Source organism: Rhodoglobus sp. G.S.23 (genome assembly GCF_056675935.1).
In genome coordinates this window covers 1,716,714-1,733,603 of the sequence record NZ_CM155237.1, presented here as the reverse complement: position 1 = coordinate 1,733,603, position 16,890 = coordinate 1,716,714, and the positions used below count along the sequence as shown (strand labels likewise).

Below are 16,890 nucleotides of genomic sequence, written 5' to 3'. Positions count from 1 at the left end.
AAGTGGATGCCCGCACCTACCCCAATGCGCCTGTTACGTACGGCGCGGTGGGTGCCACGCGTGGCAGCACTTTTACCGCTCTTCCTCCGAAGGGCTTCCGTCGCGTTGAGCGCACGGCCAGAATTGGTCACGGCGATGAGCGGTGGGCTTTCGCGCACCAACAAATTTTGACGTGGGGTGTTAAGCGCCGCAGTGGTTTCGGTGTGACCGTGTTGCCTCGCGATCCCGCCGGTGAACCGCTCGATCTTTCGCACGACAATGATGCCCACCCCAAAGTTCGCCCCGGTGACACCATCGTGCTCACGGTAGGGCGAGGTCTGTTCGCGGCCCACGAGCCAGTACGCGTCGTTTACGTTGTTGATCAGCCAACGGTCGCTGGTTTTGCTTATGGAACCCTAGAGGGTCATCCCTTGCGTGGTGAAGAGTCATTCATGATTGAGCGCCGCGACGACAATTCGATTTGGATCACTGTTCGTTCGTTCTCACGACCGTCGTCAACCAAATGGATGTTGCTGTCGCCGGCCTTGCGAGTTTTGCAGTACGTAGTGGTTGGCCGCTATTTGCGAGCGCTTGGCGGCCCCGTTACTTCGACTTAGTCCCGCGTGGCAAGCTCGGCGATGATTCCGATCACGTCGTCGATGCCCGACTCTAGGTCGGAAATGACCAGTCGAGCGTTGGTGTTCCGGAGATCGGCAACGGAGAATGCTCCGGTGGCGACGGCGATAAAGGGCAATTGCGCGCTGTCAGCGGCTAGCCCATCATTCGGGGTGTCACCAATAATGACGTGCGGTCCGGCACCGAGCAGGGGTGCGACGAGCGAGGTGAGGTGTGAGCGATTGGGCGATCGATCACCAAAGAATGAGTTCTGCCAGTTGAAGTCGTTGAGGGAGTAGCCGGCGGCCAACAGTTTGAAGCGCGAGTGCTGAGGGCCATTGCCGGTGAGCAGCGCGTTTGTCCAGCCGTGTCGTGAGACTTCGCGCAGCGCCCGTTGACCTCCGGCGACGGCTTCGCGAGTGAAGCCGAGGTCGTGCTGGGCTTGCGTCCGACTGTCGAGTTCGGTGAGCAGATCATCCAACATCGCGGGGGAGTGTCCATTGAGCTGCAGCAGTTCGGCGAGCAGCTGTCCCTCGGTCATGCCGTGCGGGCTAGCGATCCGTCGCTGTGGTGGGGCGCCGGTGACGCGAGTGAAAGCGTCGACGTAGACCGTTGCACCGTCTCGAGAGTTGTGGATGAGGGTGCCGTCGATGTCCCAAAGAATGTGCGTTGTCACGGTGACATTCTCCCATGACCGAGGTGCGACAATTGAGGTTGTGCCTGCATGCAACTGCTGGGGCACGCTCGTGTGATCAGCTGTTTAGGGGACTCGTTCGTGCCAGGTGCTTTGCCCATTGCCGACCCAGCACCCCTTGACGGCGCGCTACCAGAAAGCGCTGCCGCCGGTTCTGAGAACCGTCAGTGGAGTGTCTACATTCACGTTCCGTTCTGTCGGGTTCGCTGCGGTTACTGCGATTTCAATACGTACACGAGCGAAGAATTGCGCGGAGCGAAACGGTCTGACTACGCAACGGAAGCGATCGCTGAAATGGCATTGGCATCCACCGTGTTGTCCCAGGCTGGCGTTGCTCCCAGAAAAGCGTCGACAGTGTTCTTTGGCGGCGGCACTCCAACGCTGTTGCCCGTGACCGACCTCACTCGCATGCTCGCTGCCGCGCGCGATACATGGGGTTTCGCTTCGGATGTCGAAGTGACCACTGAGGCGAACCCTGATTCTGTTGACCGCGATTACCTGCTGGCGCTCAAAGATGCCGGATTCACGAGGGTGTCGTTTGGAATGCAGTCGGCAGTGCCTCATGTGCTGGCAACGCTGGAGCGCACTCACGACCCCGAGCGTGTGCCTCATGTTGTGGCGTGGGCTCGCGAGGTGGGGCTCGATGTGAGCCTCGATCTGATCTACGGAACTCCGGGCGAGACTTTGCAGGATTGGGAGCGTTCGCTTGATCACGCGATCGCGCAGGATCCTGACCATATTTCGGCCTACGCGCTGATTATCGAAACGGGCACGAAGTTGGCGGCACAGATTCGCCGCGGAGTTGTTGCTGCCGTCGATGATGATCTTCAGGCTGACATGTACGAATTAGCGGAGCAGAAGCTCAAGGCTGCCGGGTACGAGTGGTATGAGGTCAGTAACTGGGGCAAGGCAAGCGATGATCCTGAGGTCAGCAACACTAGTCGTCACAATTTGGGCTACTGGTTGGGCAATGACTGGTGGGGTGTTGGCCCTGGCGCGCACAGCCACGTCGGAGGAGTGCGCTGGTGGAATGTGAAGCACCCGGCGGCGTATGCGGATCGTATCGCCGCTGGTCGCTCTCCGGGGGCAGGTCGAGAGACGCTCGCTGACTCCAGTAAGTATTTGGAACACGTCTTGTTGCGCACCCGGGTGCGCAATGGGCTTCAGATTGACACGCTCGATGCCGAAGGTCGTACCGCGGTCGCTGGGCTGATTGCCGAAGAGCTCGTCGAAGCACGAGCCGCGCTGAGCGGAACGATTGAGCTCACACTAAAGGGGCGCCTGCTCGCGGATGCCGTAGTACGACGACTGCTCGCTGACGCCCCTATTTAGAGCGATGGGTCTGAGTTACTTAATGAACTCGAACGTGAGTGGGTAGCTGTAGGCCTGCCCTTTGTTCGCGGCGATTGCAGCGATGATGCTGAAGATGACGATCAGAACGGCGGCCGCGACAATAATGAGGAAGCCGATTCCGACGATGGTGAGAATCCCGCCAAGGAACATCGCGATATACATCGTGATTTGAAAGTTGAGTGCAGTGCGAGCGTGGGCGCGCACGAACGGTCCGCGGTCCTTGAAGACGAGGTAGCCAACGAGCGCTGAAATGAATCCCAAGAAGATTCCACCGATGTGAATCAGTGTCGACCAGAGCTTCTCATCGCTTGGACTCATCGGTTGGATCGGTGCGTACGGAGAGCTGGTGGGAGGTGTGGAATCTGACATGACTCCATTAAACCCTGCATTGGGCAAAAGAATAGCCCCGAGAGCCGAAGCTCCCGGGGCCGAGTCTTTTTCAGCGGGTAACTACCGCGTTACTTGATGAGACGAAGAGCGAAGGGGTAACGGTAGTGATTGCCATCCTTCGCCTTGGTGAAGCCGACGATCGAGAAGATGATCGCTACAACGACCAGAGCAAACCAGAGCAAGCCCTGGATTGGCGCGAAGAGACCGAAAGTGACTGCGGAGAGGATCGAACCGAGGATCGCGACGGCGATCTGCGCAATGGTCAGCGTGATCTGGAAGTTCAGCGCTTCCTTTGCTTCCACATTGGTGAAAGCACCGCGGTCTTTGAAGACCAGCCAGATGATGAGCGATGGCAGGAAGCTGAGGATTCCGCCCAAGTGAGCGAATGACGCCCACTGGTTGTCCTCAGCCGTGGTCAGTTGAGCGGCAGGCTGCGGTGCGGCGGGCTGCGGATTTGCGTCAGTCATGAGTTCGTGCCTTTCAGGTGAACAAGGGAACTTCCCGGGTTTCATCAAAGTGCTCGGTGTGCCACCTGAGCATTTCCCCGAAGGGGTAGCGCTCAAGTACAGAGACACGCTAGCGCTAATGAGTTGCGCGGTGCAACGGTTGTGTCACGGAGTGTCGAGTAAGATTGGCAGTCGAACGGATTGAGTGCCAATCAAGAGAGGTGGGTGGTGGCATGGTTTCCGCCCGCGGACTTGACGTGCTTCGAGTCATCGTGCAGGACTACGTTGCTACGCGCGAGCCTGTCGGATCCAAATCGATAGTCGAGCGTCATTCCTTTGGGGTGTCTGCTGCAACGATTCGCAACGACATGGTTTTGCTCGAAGACGAAGAGCTGATTACCGCTCCTCACACCTCGTCTGGCCGGGTGCCAACAGATAAGGGCTATCGAGTATTCGTCGACCAGCTTGCAGATCTGAGGCCGCTCACTAGCGCCCAGCGTCAAGCAATTGAGTCGTTCCTGGGGCAAGCAGACGATTTGGATGATGTTCTTGCGCGCACTGTCCGCATGCTGTCCCAGCTAACGAACAGTGTCGCGCTTGTGCAGTATCCGTCTCTTGCTACGGCTCGGGTGCGCCACGTTGAGCTGGTCCCCATTAATTCTTCGCGAATTATGACGGTGTTCATCACCGACTCCGGGCTCGTCGAGCAGCGGCTCATCGATGTTTCCGAACCTCTAGACGAGGTGTTTCTGGGGGAGATGCGCGCAAAGCTGAATTCGGCGCTCCACGATCAGTCGCTTCCTCAGGCGGCGGAGCGGCTCGCGAACTTCGCGGATATTTTTCCTGTGGAACGTCAGGCACTCGTCAGCCAGGTGGCATCCAGCTTGATCGAACAGGTATTGGCTAATCGCCATGACAAACTTGTTCTCGCGGGCACAGCAAATCTTGCGCGAACCGAGCAAGACTTCTCGGGAAGTATTTTTCCTGTTCTTGAGGCAATAGAAGAGCAAGTGACGTTGTTACGGCTCTTTGGAGAAATGCAAGTAACAAGTGGGTCCGTTTCCACGCGGATCGGACGCGAGAACGCAGAATTTGGGTTGGAAGAGACTTCGGTCGTCACGGGTGGGTACTCCTCGTCTGGCGGCGGCATTGCACGCCTCGGTGTGCTTGGTCCAACCCGCATGGATTATTCGAACAACATGGCAGCGGTTCGCGCGGTAGCGCGCTACCTGTCGCGACTTTTGGAAGAAAACTGAGCTCGTAAGGAGCAATCGGAACTTTGGCAGATCACTACGAAGCACTGGGCGTTGCCCGCGAGGCCACGCCAGAAGAAATCAAGAAGGCGTACCGCAAACTCGCTCGCGAGTTGCACCCCGACGTCAACCCGAGCGCAGATGCATCAGAGCGGTTCAAGTCCGTCACGCATGCCTATGACGTGCTCAGCGATCCGCAGCAACGTCAGCAGTACGACATGGGTGGAAGCGGCGGATTCGGCGGCGGTGCGAACTTCGGATTCGGCGACATCTTCGAGACCTTCTTTGGTGGCGGTGGTGGCGGACAATCCGTTGGACCACGCTCGCGACGGGAGCGGGGACAAGATGCGCTCTTGCGGGTTGAAGTCAGCCTGAAAGACACCATCTTCGGTGTCTCACGGGACATCGAGGTCAACACAGCTGTGCTCTGTGAAACGTGTGAGGGAAACTGCTCAGCTCCCGGCTCATCTCCAGTGCGCTGCGATATTTGTCAGGGTAGCGGCCAGATCCAGCGCCAAGTGCGCAGCCTTTTGGGCAACGTCATGACGTCGAGTCCCTGCGGCACATGCCGCGGATACGGCAACATCATCGTGAACCCGTGTGCCACGTGTGCCGGCCAAGGTCGCGTGCGCGCACAGCGCACCATTTCGGTTGACATTCCGGCCGGAGTCGAAACCGGTTTGCGGTTGCAAATGCCCGGTCAGGGTGAAGTCGGCCCGGCAGGCGGCCCGAATGGAGACCTCTTCTTGGAGATGAAAGTCCGTCATCACGACGTCTTCAGTCGCTCAGATGACGATCTTCTCGCAACCGTCGAGGTGCAGATGCTCGACGCGATCTTGGGAACCACCGTCACGCTCGATGGTCTCGATGACAAGGTCGAAGTTCACATCAAGCCTGGCACTCAGAGCGGTGAAGTTCTCACGGTCAAGGAACGAGGAATCACGAGCCTTCGCGGAGGCGGTCGAGGTGACTTGCGCTTGGGCATCCAAGTGGTCACACCTACCAAGTTGAGTGGTGCCGAGCAGACCTTGATCAAACAACTTGCTGCCATTCGCAAGAGCAAAGAACCACATTTTGCTGAATTCCAGCAGGGCCTGTTTGCGAAGCTTCGCGATCGGTTCCTGTAGGCGACGACCGTGGCGCACCTGTACATTGATGAAGAGCTCGACGACGCGCAGGTCGGCGATACGGTTTCGCTGACGAAAGCGGAAGCCCGCCATGCGGTGACAGTCTCACGCCTCAAGGTTGGCGAGACGATTGCGATTAGCAATGGTGCTGGGCTCACAGTTTCGGGGCCCATCACGACTGCCGAACACACAGAACTCAGCATCGAAGTAGCCGAGACGCACCGCACGCCACGCAGCACCCCTGCGGTGTTTCTCGCTCAAGCATTGGCCAAAGCCGACCGTGATGAGCTTGCGGTTCAAGTAGCGACCGAACTCGGCATTGACGGTGTGATTCCGTGGACGGCAGCACGAAGTATTTCGCGCTGGCACGGCGCAAAGGTCGCGAAAGGACGCGATCGGTGGGCGGCAATTGTGCGTGAAGCGAGCAAACAGTCGCTGCGCACGTGGTTACCTGACGTTCTCGATCTGGTCACAACGAAACAACTGGCTGATTTTGCGTCAAGCACGCGGATGCTCGTCCTCGAGCCGACCGCGACCGAAACTCTCGCTGACCTCGTCGTGGACGATCGCGACGTCGTGCTTGTCGTTGGGCCAGAGGGCGGGGTCGCTGACCACGAGTTGGAGCTGCTCACCGCGGCCGGAGCATCCACTGTTCGACTGGGCAGTGAAGTCTTGCGCACGTCCACCGCTGGCCCTGCTGCCCTCGCTGTGCTGAACGTCAAACTTGGCCGCTGGGCCTAGAGGTTTAGGCTAGAGGTATGTCTGATTCACCTTCGATCTTTACGAAGATCATCGCTCGCGAGATTCCCGCGGATATTGTCTTCGAGTCAGATTCCGTGATTGCGTTTCGCGACATCGCCCCGCAAGCACCCGTTCATTTGCTCGTTGTTCCCAAAACCGAGCAATTCGCTAACGTCTCCCAGTTGGCGGCCGGCGATCCGGCCTTGCTCGCCGAGTTGGTCGCAGTAGCCAGGCAACTCGCAGACGAGCACACCAATAGCGAGTACCGATTGATTTTCAATACCGGCGAAAGTGCCGGTCAAACAGTGTTCCACGTTCACGCTCACGTGCTCGGTGGACACCTCGAGGAAGGCACCCTTGGTCATTAGTGACTCTGAGTCCGCACGTACCGAAACGACGCCTCCGGAGGACCGCGAGAGCGTGGCAATCGAAGTAGACGGCGTTGCTATGGTGCAGTTGCTTGGTCCCCAAGACCGACTGCTCCGGGTCGTGGAAAGTAAATTTCCCGATGTAGAAATGCATGTCCGTGGAAACGAGATCACCCTGACCGGGGATCCGGTTCCCCTTGCTGCTGCCGAAGAACTCGTTGACGAACTCATCGCAATGGTTCGCAATGGTCATGATCTTGGCACTCAAGAAGTTGATGCATCAGCGAGCATCCTGCGTCAGAGTCAGGGCAGCCCCAACGCCCTCCTTGGCCAAACAATTCTTACCGCCAGGGGCAAAGCTATTCGCCCTAAAACGCTGGGGCAGTCGCAGTATGTCGAAGCGATGGACAACAACACCATCGTGTTTGGTATCGGCCCAGCCGGAACCGGCAAGACGTACCTAGCAATGGCGAAGGCCGTTCAGGCGTTGCAGCGCAAAGAAGTTGATCGCATTATTTTGAGCCGCCCAGCCATCGAGGCGGGGGAGAGGCTCGGCTTCCTGCCCGGTTCGCTGACCGACAAGATTGACCCTTATCTGCGTCCGCTCTATGACGCGCTCAACGACATGATGGATCCAGAACTGGTTCCTAAGTTGCTAGCGGCAGGCACAGTCGAGGTCGCGCCGCTCGCCTACATGCGAGGTCGCACCCTCAACAACGCGTTTGTTGTGCTCGACGAGGCCCAGAACACCACTCCAGAGCAAATGAAGATGTTCCTCACCCGATTGGGATTCGACTCGAAGATGGTCATCACCGGTGACATCACTCAGGTCGACCTACCGGAAGGAGCGAGCGGGCTCAAGCTCGTCTCGAATGTTCTGCAAGATATTGACGACATCCACTTTGCTGAACTCACGAGTGCAGATGTTGTTCGTCACACCCTCGTTGGCAAGATTGTTGATGCCTACACGACCTACGATGCTGAGAAGCAGCTCGACGACTACAACCGCAAGAGCCGACCGCGAGCTCGCAGCCGCAATCACGAGGGACGATAGCGTGTCAATTGAAATCAACAACGAGTCGACCATTGTCGTAGATGAGCATGCCTTTCAGCGCCTCTGCACTTTTGCTCTCGACCAGCTTCATGTTCACCCGGATGCCGAACTCGGCATCGTCTTTGTCGACGAAGCAGCAATGGAGCAGCTTCATGTGCAGTGGATGGACGAGCCGGGTCCCACCGACGTGTTGAGCTTTCCGATGGACGAGCTTCGCCCGGGAACAGAAGAGCGCCAAACGGCCGCCGGATTACTCGGTGACATTGTGGTGTGCCCTCAGGTCGCCATTTCCCAGGCCGAAACTGCCGGGCATTCCCCCCTCGAGGAAATGCTTTTGTTGACAACTCACGGTCTGTTGCACTTGCTCGGATTCGATCATGCAGAACCTGACGAAGAAAAAGAGATGTTCAGCCTTCAGCGCGAAATCCTGTTGGGCTTTGCCCTAGCCGAACGAAGTAGGTAGCCGCTCATGCTGAACGGCATATTCATCACCGCAGCGATCATCCTCGTTTCGCTCGGTGGTTTGCTTGCGGCGGCGGACTCGGCACTGACAGTGCTGAGTCGGAGCGACCTCGTCGAACTGGCTGGCCGCAGCCGCGCGAAGAAAGCCATTCTGGCGATCTCGCAAGATCTGGGCGCGCACTTCAACGCGCTCAACTTCATGCGAATTGTGCTCGAAACGACCGCTGCAGTTCTTGTAACGCTGGTATTCGCCTCCGTCTTTGAACAGTGGTGGTTTGCCCTGCTGTTCAGTGCGCTCATCATGACCGGCGCCTCGTTCGTTCTCGTCGGCTCCAGCCCCAGGAGCGTCGGACGAGCACACTCGCGCAAAGTTGTTCAGATCGCAGCCCCCGTTGTTCGCGGCATCCGTGTCATCTTGGGACCGATCGCTGATGCCCTCGTCGCAATCGGCAACCGAGTGACACCCGGGCGACCTCGCACCGCTACATTCTCCAGCGAAGAACAACTGCTGAGCATGGTCGACGAAGCAACAGAACACGAAGTTCTGGATCAGGACGATCGCGATCTCATCCACTCAATATTCGAGTTCAACAACACAGTCGTGCGTGAAGTAATGATCCCGCGCACCGACATGGTGACGGTAGAGGCCGATGTTACCGCCAGCGCCGCGATGGGGCTTTTCCTGAGTCGCGGTGTTTCGAGAGTTCCCGTAATCGGCGAAGACATCGACCAAGTAATGGGCGTGCTGTACTTACGCGATGTCGCACGAGTCGTCTACGAACAACCCATCGAGGCAGACAAACTGACGACACGAGAACTAGCACGGCCCGCACTATTCGTGCCCGAGTCGCAGCGCGCTGACAGCCTGCTGCGCCAAATGCAGCTCGAGTCGAATCATCTCGCCATGGTCGTTGACGAATATGGCGGCATCGCAGGGCTAGTCTCATTGGAAGACCTCATCGAAGAACTTGTCGGAGATATCTCAGACGAGTACGACCGCGAGGTTGCAGAGTTCGAAGAACTCGCCGATGGCACCTACCGTGTGAGCGCGCGATTGCCCATTGACGAACTGGGCGACCTCTTCGGACTCGAACTTGATGATGACGAAGTCGACTCTGTTGGTGGTCTCATCATGAAAACGTTGGGCCGACTGCCGGAGAGCGGTGCCGTAGCGCACTATTCCGGACTTGTTCTCACGGCAGAGCGCACCGAAGGGCGGCGCAAACGCATCAGCACAGTGCTCGTTGCTAAAGACCCTTCTCTAGACAATCAGTACGACTCAATCTCGAATGAACGAGAGAACGGTGAATCACAGTGACCGACGCCAGTGAGTTCAGAGCAGGATTTGTGACCTTTGTTGGTCGACCCAATGTCGGAAAATCGACCCTCACGAATGCTCTTGTTGGCGAAAAGGTGGCCATCACCTCGTCAAAACCGCAAACAACCCGTCGTGCTATTCGCGGAATTGTGCATCGAAAAGATGGTCAACTGATCATCGTCGACACCCCCGGAATGCACCGGCCGCGCACTCTCCTGGGAGAGCGGCTCAACTCGATCGTGCAAGACACCCTTGGCGAAGTAGACGTCATCGGTCTCTGCATCCCCGCGAACGAGAAGATCGGCCCGGGCGACCGCTACATCAACGAACAGCTCGATTCGTTCCCGCGCGCAAAAAAGGTGGCCATTGTCACCAAAATCGACGCATCGTCGCGACCGGGTGTTGCTGAGCAACTCCGTGCGGTCAGTGAGTTGCGCGACTGGGACGAAATCATTCCGATTTCCTCGTTTGACAGCATCCAGCTCGATATTTTGTCAACCGAACTCGTGAAGCTCATGCCCGTCTCCGAAGCTCTCTACCCGGATGATGCCGTTACCGATGAATCGACAGAGTCGCGCGTTGCAGAGCTCATTCGTGAAGCCGCACTCGAAGGCGTCATGGATGAACTGCCTCACTCGATCGCCGTCACGATCGACGACATGATCGAACGCGAAGACAAGAACCTTCTCGAAGTGTTCGCGAACATCTTCGTTGAACGTGACAGCCAAAAGGGAATCATCATCGGTAAGGGTGGTGAGCGGCTTCAGGATGTTGGAGCTCGTGCCCGTGCGGAGATCGAGAAGCTCGTTGGCAAGCAGATCTTCCTGTCGCTTCGCGTCAAGGTTGCCAAGGAGTGGCAACGTGACTCGAAGCAGCTGGGGCGTCTCGGCTTCTAGTCGGCGGTGGTCACCTTGTGTACATCGGAAGGATGATTCTGCGATCCGATCGCCCAGATTACGGGTTTTTCGATGCCTCAGCCGCGTAGCGTTGATGTCATGATCCGCACTCTGTCCCGTGGCGCTCTCATTACAGACGTGAGTATTGCGCTCGTCGCCACTGCCGTGCGCGCGCTTATCGGCATTGACGTTGTGTCGTTGTGGTTCGTTGTGCTCGGTTTAGGGCTTGCCCTCGCGGTGCGGCGGCTGAGTCCGGCGATTGCGTTGACAATCTCATGGTTTGCGGCGCTTACCCAGATGGCTTTTCTGCTGCCCGTGGACGGGGCCAACCTCGCGATTCTTGTCGTGCTTTTCGCCTCGGCCCGCTTTGGCTCCCGCCGGGTGCGGCTTGCCGGGTTAGTGTCGACCGTTGTTGGTTCCTTACTGGGGGCGATTTATCTCGTCGTCTCGTGGGCTCCGTCGACGGGGAGCTGGGCATCGATTCAGTTTTCGCTGACCTCAGACAGCATCTTCCAGTTCGCCGTCACTCTTGGAGGGATGCTCGCGCTTCTCTGTTTGAGCTGGACTGCGGGATTGCTCGCGCGAACTCAAGCAATCTCTCAAGAAAACAAGCGGGGCAGGCTGGTTGCTGAGCAGATTGCAGCCATCGAGCACGAACGAAATCAGATCGCGAGAGATATGCACGATGTGGTGGCACACTCACTTGCGGTCGTGATCGCGCAAGCGGATGGTGCGCGTTATGCGTCAGCAGCCGACCCGGGCTCAGCCGAACGTGCCCTGTCAACAATTTCTGGAACCGCACGCGAAGCGCTTACTGATGTTCGATTGCTGTTGGGGCAATTGCGGCACAGTCAGACAGCGGGGCCACAGCCGGGGCTCGCCGATATTGCTTCGCTGGTCGACCAGATTCGCTCGGCGGGGCTCGACGTTGTTGTCACCGAAACAGGCAATTCTCCGCTGATTCCCATGGGGCAGCAGATCACGCTCTACCGAATCGTTCAAGAAGCGTTGACCAATGCGCTCCGGCATGGGGACACATCCCAACCCGCAGCACTCGTTCTGGACTGGGGAGAAAGCACTGTGACAGTTTCGGTGACAAACGACTACGAATCTCCTCGTGCGGGCGCCCAAGAAAAAACGCAACCGCACTCGGGGCATGGTCTTATCGGAATGCGAGAAAGAGCGCAGTTGACCGGGGCAGAATTGACCGTTCAAGACCACGACAGCCAATTTGAGATCGTCGTCACAATGCCGGTGGTCCGATGAGCGCCATCCGTGTCGCCCTTGTCGACGATCAAGCACTTTTCCGCGCAGGCATCCGGATGCTCGTCTCCTCCCAGACCGACCTTGAGTGCGTCGGTGAGGCTGGCGACGGCGTTGAAGCAATCAGCATGGTCACTGAGACCCAGCCCGATGTAGTGCTGATGGACCTTCGCATGCCCGTGATGGACGGTATCGAGGCGACACGAGCGATTCTTGAGGGAACGGACGCTCCGCATCCGCGCATCATCGTGCTGACTACATTCGACCTCGACGAGGCCGCCGCACGTGCGATTCGGGCCGGTGCGAGTGGCTTTGTGTTGAAAGACGCTGACCCTGAGTTCTTACTCGCTGCTATTAGAACGGTGCATTCGGGCACAAGCGTCATTGCCGCTGCCGCGACCCGAGAGCTCTTCGAACACTTCGGCAGTGCTCCCCGAGTCCAGCCGGTTTCATTCGAAACTCTCACGGCTCGAGAGCGGGAGATCTTCTTACTGGCCGCTCGTGGACTCAGTAACGCGGAGATCGCGAAAACAGAGTTCTTGAGTGAAGCAACAGTTAAGACTCACGTCAGTCGAGTGCTGACGAAACTCGGTCTCCGTGACCGAGTTCAGCTTGTCGTCTACGCCTATGAGAATGGGCTCGCTTAACTCATCCTCGAGGATGACACGGTGGGCACTGCAGGCTGATTCGCTCGTGGGTCGACCGCGACAAGCTTGAAACATGGACAATTCAAGCGGGAGATCCGAGATCATTGCTCGGGTCGAAAACCTCTCAAAATCGTATGGCTCAGGCTCAACAAGGGTGACAGCGCTGAGTGACGTTTCGCTGGGCATCCGTGCCGGGGAATTCACCGCGATCATGGGCCCGAGCGGCTCCGGCAAATCGACACTCATGCACATTCTCGCCGGACTCGATACGGCGACTTCGGGGCGAGTGTGGCTTCGCTCGACGGACATCACTGATCTTGACGACACCGAGTTGACGATGCTTCGGCGTCGGCGCGTGGGGTTCGTATTTCAGGCGTTCAACCTCGTACCCACTCTCGACATCGAGCAAAATATCTTGCTTCCGTTTCAGCTCGATGGGAGGTCTCCGTCAACGACTGAGCGTGGCTGGATTGAACAATTGGTCGACTCCTTGGGGTTGCGCGAACGGATGAGCCATCGCCCGCACGAGCTCTCGGGAGGGCAGCAGCAGCGCGTCGCCATCGCGCGGGCGCTCGGCTCCCGCCCAGAACTCATTTTTGCTGATGAGCCAACCGGAAACCTCGACTCCCGCACCAGTCGTGAAGTGCTCTCACTCCTAGCTGCTGCAAGCGCAGAATTCGGTCAAAGTATCGCGATGGTAACCCACGACCCGATCGCGGCGAGCTATGCCGATCGCATCATTTTCTTGGCCGACGGACGCGTCGTGGACGACCGCGGCCGATCAAGCGCGGCGGACATTAGCCGGTTCATGCTGGAGATGGAGACGGCATCGTGAGGTTGCTGAATCTTCGCGATCACGCCTCGAGTATCCTCGTCGCGGCCTTGAGCAGTGCCTTCGGCGTCGCCCTATTGCAGCTCACTAACAACCTCGCTACTTCGCTCACGTTGAACGAAGACTACGGGCAGCGCGCGGGGGTTCAGATGGCCCTGAGCGTGCTGGCCTCCGTGTTTATCGTCATCTCGGTGTACGTGGGGTCAATAGTCACAGCGAACACGTTCGCCACCGTGATCGCGGGGCGCACCCGCACGATTGCGCTCGTCCGACTGATCGGGGGCAGTGCGCGCAGCCAGAGAGAGCAAGTTGCGCGCGAAGGTCTTGCTGTTGGCGCTATCGGTGCGGTAATTGGCGCCATCTTTGGCGCGCTGACCGCCTTTGCGATATTCCAGTTCGCACAGTCCACGGATGTGCTGCCGACAATCGCGTACAGCTTCTTTGATCCCATCGCCCTTCTTCCGATCGTTGGTGTAGTTCTCACTACGTGGCTCGCAGCGTGGGTCGGATCGCGACGGGTGCTCACCGTTACCCCGATGCAAGCACTAGGAGCATCCGTAGATTCGCTCGCTCACTCCGGGAAGTCAGCTGTGCGACGAGTTGTGGGGTCAACCCTCCTGTGCGGTGTCGGCCTGGGAGTCGTGGTGCTCGGCATGCTTGTCGGGCTAGTGACTCAACAGGGGATGCTGATCTCACTCGTGGGCGGAGTGATCTCATTCACGGGCTTTATCCTTGGTGCGCAGTTCGTTATGCCCCGTGTATTGCGTGCAGTTGGCTCACTCATCGGGCGCGGAGCGTCGGGGGAGCTCGCAGCAAAAAATGCGCTCCGCTATCCAGAACGGAGCACTCGCATCACGTTGGGCCTCGTAATCGGGGTCACCCTGATCACAATGTTTGCAGTCGCTACGGAGAGTTTTCGATTCCTGATCATGATCTCACCGGCCTATGGGGAGTCCGACGGCGCCGCCGATGCTCTCTCTGTCTTGTCGAGCACTTTCTCGATCCTGATTGGATTCAGTGCGATTATTGCGGCAGTGGGCCTCGTTAACACGCTTTCGTTGAGTATTGTGCAGCGTACTCGAGAGCTGGGCCTTCTGCGAGCACTCGGATTCACGGCTGCGCAGTTACGGGCAATGATCCGTGTGGAGAGCGCGCAACTAACGATCGCGGCGAGCCTAGTGGGTTTAATTCTGGGGACCTTCTACGGCTGGGCGGGTGCTCAATCTCTGTTGGGGTCAACTTCGGGCTCAGCCGTGTTCGTGCTTCCGGTTATCCCGTGGTGGATCCTTGTCGCAACAGTGATCCTTGCGGGCGGGCTCGCCTTAACCGCGGCAATCGCACCGGCTCGCCGAGTGACCCGTATTACACCGGTGGAGGCTCTCGCCGTCGAATAATCGCGCCTGATCTCACGGCCCCGCCCTTCACCTGTGGCGGGGTCGTGAGGTGGGTTAATTGGTGATTGGGCGGCGAAGTGCTGCACAGTGCTATTCTGAAATGGTGTTGTTCGGTCTGCTCCTCCTTAGCTGCCGCGACGAGTCCTAATCCAGGCCTCACTCGTCGCGGAGTTTGTCATTGGCTGACCAGATTCGTAACGAGTGGCTCACAAGGCCTTGAGAGCAGCAGGAGCACCAAATGAAGAACAATCAGTCAGCATCCTCGATGCCGATCCACAAGTACCGTCCGTTTCACGAGATCATTTCTGTTGATCTGCCGGACCGCACGTGGCCATCGAAGCGCATCACTCAGGCACCGCGCTGGTGTGCCGTCGATCTTCGTGACGGCAATCAGGCCCTGATCGATCCGATGAGTCCAGAACGCAAGCGGATCATGTTCGATCTGCTCGTCAAGATGGGCTACAAAGAGATCGAGGTCGGCTTCCCCTCGGCGAGCCAGACTGACTTCGACTTCGTGCGCTCACTCATTGAGACGAATGCGATTCCGGATGACGTCACCATTCAGGTGCTGACGCAGGCTCGCGAAGAACTCATCATTCGCACCTACGAATCGATCAAGGGAGCCAAGCAAGCGATCGTTCACCTCTACAACTCCACCAGCGTGCTGCAGCGGGATGTCGTGTTCCGTAAAGACAAGCAGGGCATTATCGACATCGCGCTCAATGGTGCTCGTATCTGCAAGGCATCCGAGGCAATGGTCCCGGAAACCGAGGTGTTCTACGAGTACTCGCCCGAAAGCTACACCGGCACCGAGCTCGAGTTTGCCGTGGATATCTGCAACCAGGTGCTCGAAGTCTTCAAGCCCACTTCGGAGCGCAAGGTCATCCTGAACCTGCCGGCCACGGTTGAAATGGCTACCCCCAACGTTTATGCAGACTCCATCGAGTGGATGTCGCGCAACGTGAATCACCGTGAGAACGTCATCATCTCTCTTCACCCACACAACGACCGTGGAACGGGAATCGCGGCGGCAGAGCTCGGCTACATGGCCGGGGCCGACCGCATCGAGGGTTGCCTGTTCGGAAATGGTGAGCGCACCGGAAACGTTGACCTCGTTGCCCTGGGGCTCAACCTGTTCACGCAAGGTATCGACCCGCAGATCGACTTCAGCGACCTAGACGAGATCCGTCGCACTGCAGAGCACTGCAACCAGCTGAAAGTTCATGAGCGCAGCCCGTGGGCTGGCGACCTCGTTTACACAGCGTTCAGCGGATCGCACCAAGATGCCATCAAAAAGGGCTTCGAATCGATGGCGGCTCAGGCCGAACGCGAAGGCAAGCACGTCAACGATCTGGTCTGGGCTGTTCCTTACCTGCCGATCGACCCCAAGGATGTCGGCCGTGGCTACGAAGCTGTTGTTCGGGTCAACTCACAATCGGGTAAGGGTGGTGTCGCTTACCTACTGAAGTCCGACCACAACCTTGATCTGCCGCGCAAACTGCAGATCGAGTTCAGCGGAGTTGTGCAGTCGAAGACCGACTCCGAAGGTGGCGAGGTTTCTAGCGAGCAAATCTGGACGTCATTCCAGGACGAATACCTGCCGGCATCCGCCGATCACGCAGACCAGAAATGGGGCCGTTACGAGCTCCTGGCGACACGGACGACAAGCGCCAACGATGGTGAAGTGAGCCTCGAAGCGCGACTGCGCGTCGACGACAGCGAGATCGACACCAGCTACGTAGGAAACGGTCCGATTGACGCGTTCTTGGGCATGCTGTCCGCACAAGGCCAAGGTATTGAAGTGAAGCTCTACGACTACGTCGAGCACACCATGAGCGAGGGCAGCAATGCGCAGGCTGCTGCCTACGTTGAGCTCGATATCCACGGTCAACGACTGTGGGGCGTCGGAATCGATGGTGACATTTCACGGGCATCGCTCAAGGCGATTGTCTCAGCGGTCAACCGTTGGGTTCGCGCAAACCGCACTGCTCCGGAACCCGAACTGGTCGCAAGTAACTAGCGTTCGGTTTTGCTCACAAGCCCCACCTATTTTTCGTG

General features: G+C 58.1%; 18 protein-coding genes. 15 read left to right on the top strand and 3 right to left on the bottom strand.

Annotated features, from left to right (window positions below; genetic code table 11):
* Positions 1-2 precede the first annotated feature (2 nt).
* Positions 3-596 carry a DUF1990 family protein gene (locus AC1ENN_RS08320; protein WP_480405821.1) on the top strand — a complete coding sequence of 198 codons (594 nt, stop codon included), beginning with the start codon at positions 3-5 and terminating at the stop codon, positions 594-596.
* On the opposite strand, the gene AC1ENN_RS08315 is transcribed toward AC1ENN_RS08320, so the two are convergent.
* Positions 593-1,270: an HAD family hydrolase gene (locus tag AC1ENN_RS08315; RefSeq protein ID WP_480390874.1), complete on the bottom strand. Its 678-nt coding sequence runs from the start codon at positions 1,268-1,270 to the stop codon at positions 593-595. The two genes, AC1ENN_RS08320 and AC1ENN_RS08315, sit on opposite strands and share 4 nt — an antisense overlap.
* A gap of 99 nt (positions 1,271-1,369) precedes the next feature.
* Here AC1ENN_RS08315 and hemW point away from each other — a divergent pair, with 99 nt between their 5' ends.
* Positions 1,370-2,620, top strand: coding sequence for a radical SAM family heme chaperone HemW (hemW, locus tag AC1ENN_RS08310; protein WP_480405820.1), 1,251 nt, complete (start codon positions 1,370-1,372; stop codon positions 2,618-2,620).
* A 15-nt stretch (positions 2,621-2,635) separates the two neighbouring features.
* Here the strand turns inward: hemW and AC1ENN_RS08305 are convergent, their stop codons facing one another.
* Together AC1ENN_RS08305 and AC1ENN_RS08300 are read right to left on the bottom strand one after the other, a co-directional pair.
* Positions 2,636-3,010 (bottom strand): DUF4870 domain-containing protein, encoded by a 375-nt coding sequence (locus AC1ENN_RS08305; RefSeq protein WP_480390872.1) that lies wholly within the window; start codon positions 3,008-3,010, stop codon positions 2,636-2,638.
* An 89-nt stretch (positions 3,011-3,099) separates the two neighbouring features.
* Entirely contained in the window at positions 3,100-3,498 is a 399-nt protein-coding gene (locus AC1ENN_RS08300) for a DUF4870 domain-containing protein (RefSeq protein ID WP_480390871.1), read from the bottom strand.
* 212 nt (positions 3,499-3,710) lie between these two features.
* Here AC1ENN_RS08300 and hrcA point away from each other — a divergent pair, with 212 nt between their 5' ends.
* From hrcA to leuA, 13 genes are all read left to right on the top strand, one after another.
* Positions 3,711-4,733, top strand: a complete 1,023-nt coding sequence (hrcA, locus tag AC1ENN_RS08295; protein ID WP_449646878.1) for a heat-inducible transcriptional repressor HrcA — start codon at positions 3,711-3,713, stop codon at positions 4,731-4,733.
* Positions 4,734-4,756: 23 nt separating this feature from the next.
* Positions 4,757-5,857 (top strand): molecular chaperone DnaJ, encoded by a 1,101-nt coding sequence (dnaJ, locus tag AC1ENN_RS08290; RefSeq protein WP_449646877.1) that lies wholly within the window; start codon positions 4,757-4,759, stop codon positions 5,855-5,857.
* Between the two features lie 9 nt (positions 5,858-5,866).
* The gene (locus tag AC1ENN_RS08285; RefSeq protein WP_480405819.1) at positions 5,867-6,598 is read left to right on the top strand and encodes a 16S rRNA (uracil(1498)-N(3))-methyltransferase; all 732 of its coding nucleotides are present in this window, start codon (positions 5,867-5,869) and stop codon (positions 6,596-6,598) included.
* Between the two features lie 17 nt (positions 6,599-6,615).
* A complete protein-coding gene (locus AC1ENN_RS08280) occupies positions 6,616-6,966 on the top strand; it encodes a histidine triad nucleotide-binding protein (protein WP_480405818.1) in 351 nt (116 codons plus the stop codon).
* On the top strand, positions 6,962-8,020 hold the full coding sequence (locus AC1ENN_RS08275; RefSeq protein WP_449648180.1) for a PhoH family protein: 1,059 nt from the start codon (positions 6,962-6,964) through the stop codon (positions 8,018-8,020). The genes AC1ENN_RS08280 and AC1ENN_RS08275 overlap by 5 nt, the downstream gene beginning before the upstream one ends.
* Position 8,021: 1 nt before the next feature.
* Positions 8,022-8,483 carry an rRNA maturation RNase YbeY gene (gene ybeY, locus AC1ENN_RS08270; RefSeq protein ID WP_449646874.1) on the top strand — a complete coding sequence of 154 codons (462 nt, stop codon included), beginning with the start codon at positions 8,022-8,024 and terminating at the stop codon, positions 8,481-8,483.
* A gap of 6 nt (positions 8,484-8,489) precedes the next feature.
* Positions 8,490-9,800 carry a hemolysin family protein gene (locus AC1ENN_RS08265; protein ID WP_449646873.1) on the top strand — a complete coding sequence of 437 codons (1,311 nt, stop codon included), beginning with the start codon at positions 8,490-8,492 and terminating at the stop codon, positions 9,798-9,800.
* Positions 9,797-10,696, top strand: coding sequence for a GTPase Era (era, locus tag AC1ENN_RS08260; RefSeq protein WP_449646872.1), 900 nt, complete (start codon positions 9,797-9,799; stop codon positions 10,694-10,696). Before AC1ENN_RS08265 ends, era begins: the two co-directional genes overlap by 4 nt.
* Before the next feature lie 99 nt (positions 10,697-10,795).
* Positions 10,796-11,962, top strand: coding sequence for a sensor histidine kinase (locus AC1ENN_RS08255; protein ID WP_449646871.1), 1,167 nt, complete (start codon positions 10,796-10,798; stop codon positions 11,960-11,962).
* Entirely contained in the window at positions 11,959-12,606 is a 648-nt protein-coding gene (locus AC1ENN_RS08250) for a response regulator (protein WP_449646870.1), read from the top strand. The genes AC1ENN_RS08255 and AC1ENN_RS08250 overlap by 4 nt, the downstream gene beginning before the upstream one ends.
* 73 nt (positions 12,607-12,679) lie before the next feature.
* A complete protein-coding gene (locus AC1ENN_RS08245; RefSeq protein ID WP_449646869.1) occupies positions 12,680-13,441 on the top strand; it encodes an ABC transporter ATP-binding protein in 762 nt (253 codons plus the stop codon).
* Positions 13,438-14,832: an ABC transporter permease gene (locus AC1ENN_RS08240; RefSeq protein ID WP_449646868.1), complete on the top strand. Its 1,395-nt coding sequence runs from the start codon at positions 13,438-13,440 to the stop codon at positions 14,830-14,832. Before AC1ENN_RS08245 ends, AC1ENN_RS08240 begins: the two co-directional genes overlap by 4 nt.
* A 238-nt stretch (positions 14,833-15,070) precedes the next feature.
* Positions 15,071-16,852 (top strand): 2-isopropylmalate synthase, encoded by a 1,782-nt coding sequence (leuA, locus tag AC1ENN_RS08235; protein ID WP_449646867.1) that lies wholly within the window; start codon positions 15,071-15,073, stop codon positions 16,850-16,852.
* The last annotated feature ends 38 nt before the right edge of the window (positions 16,853-16,890 follow it).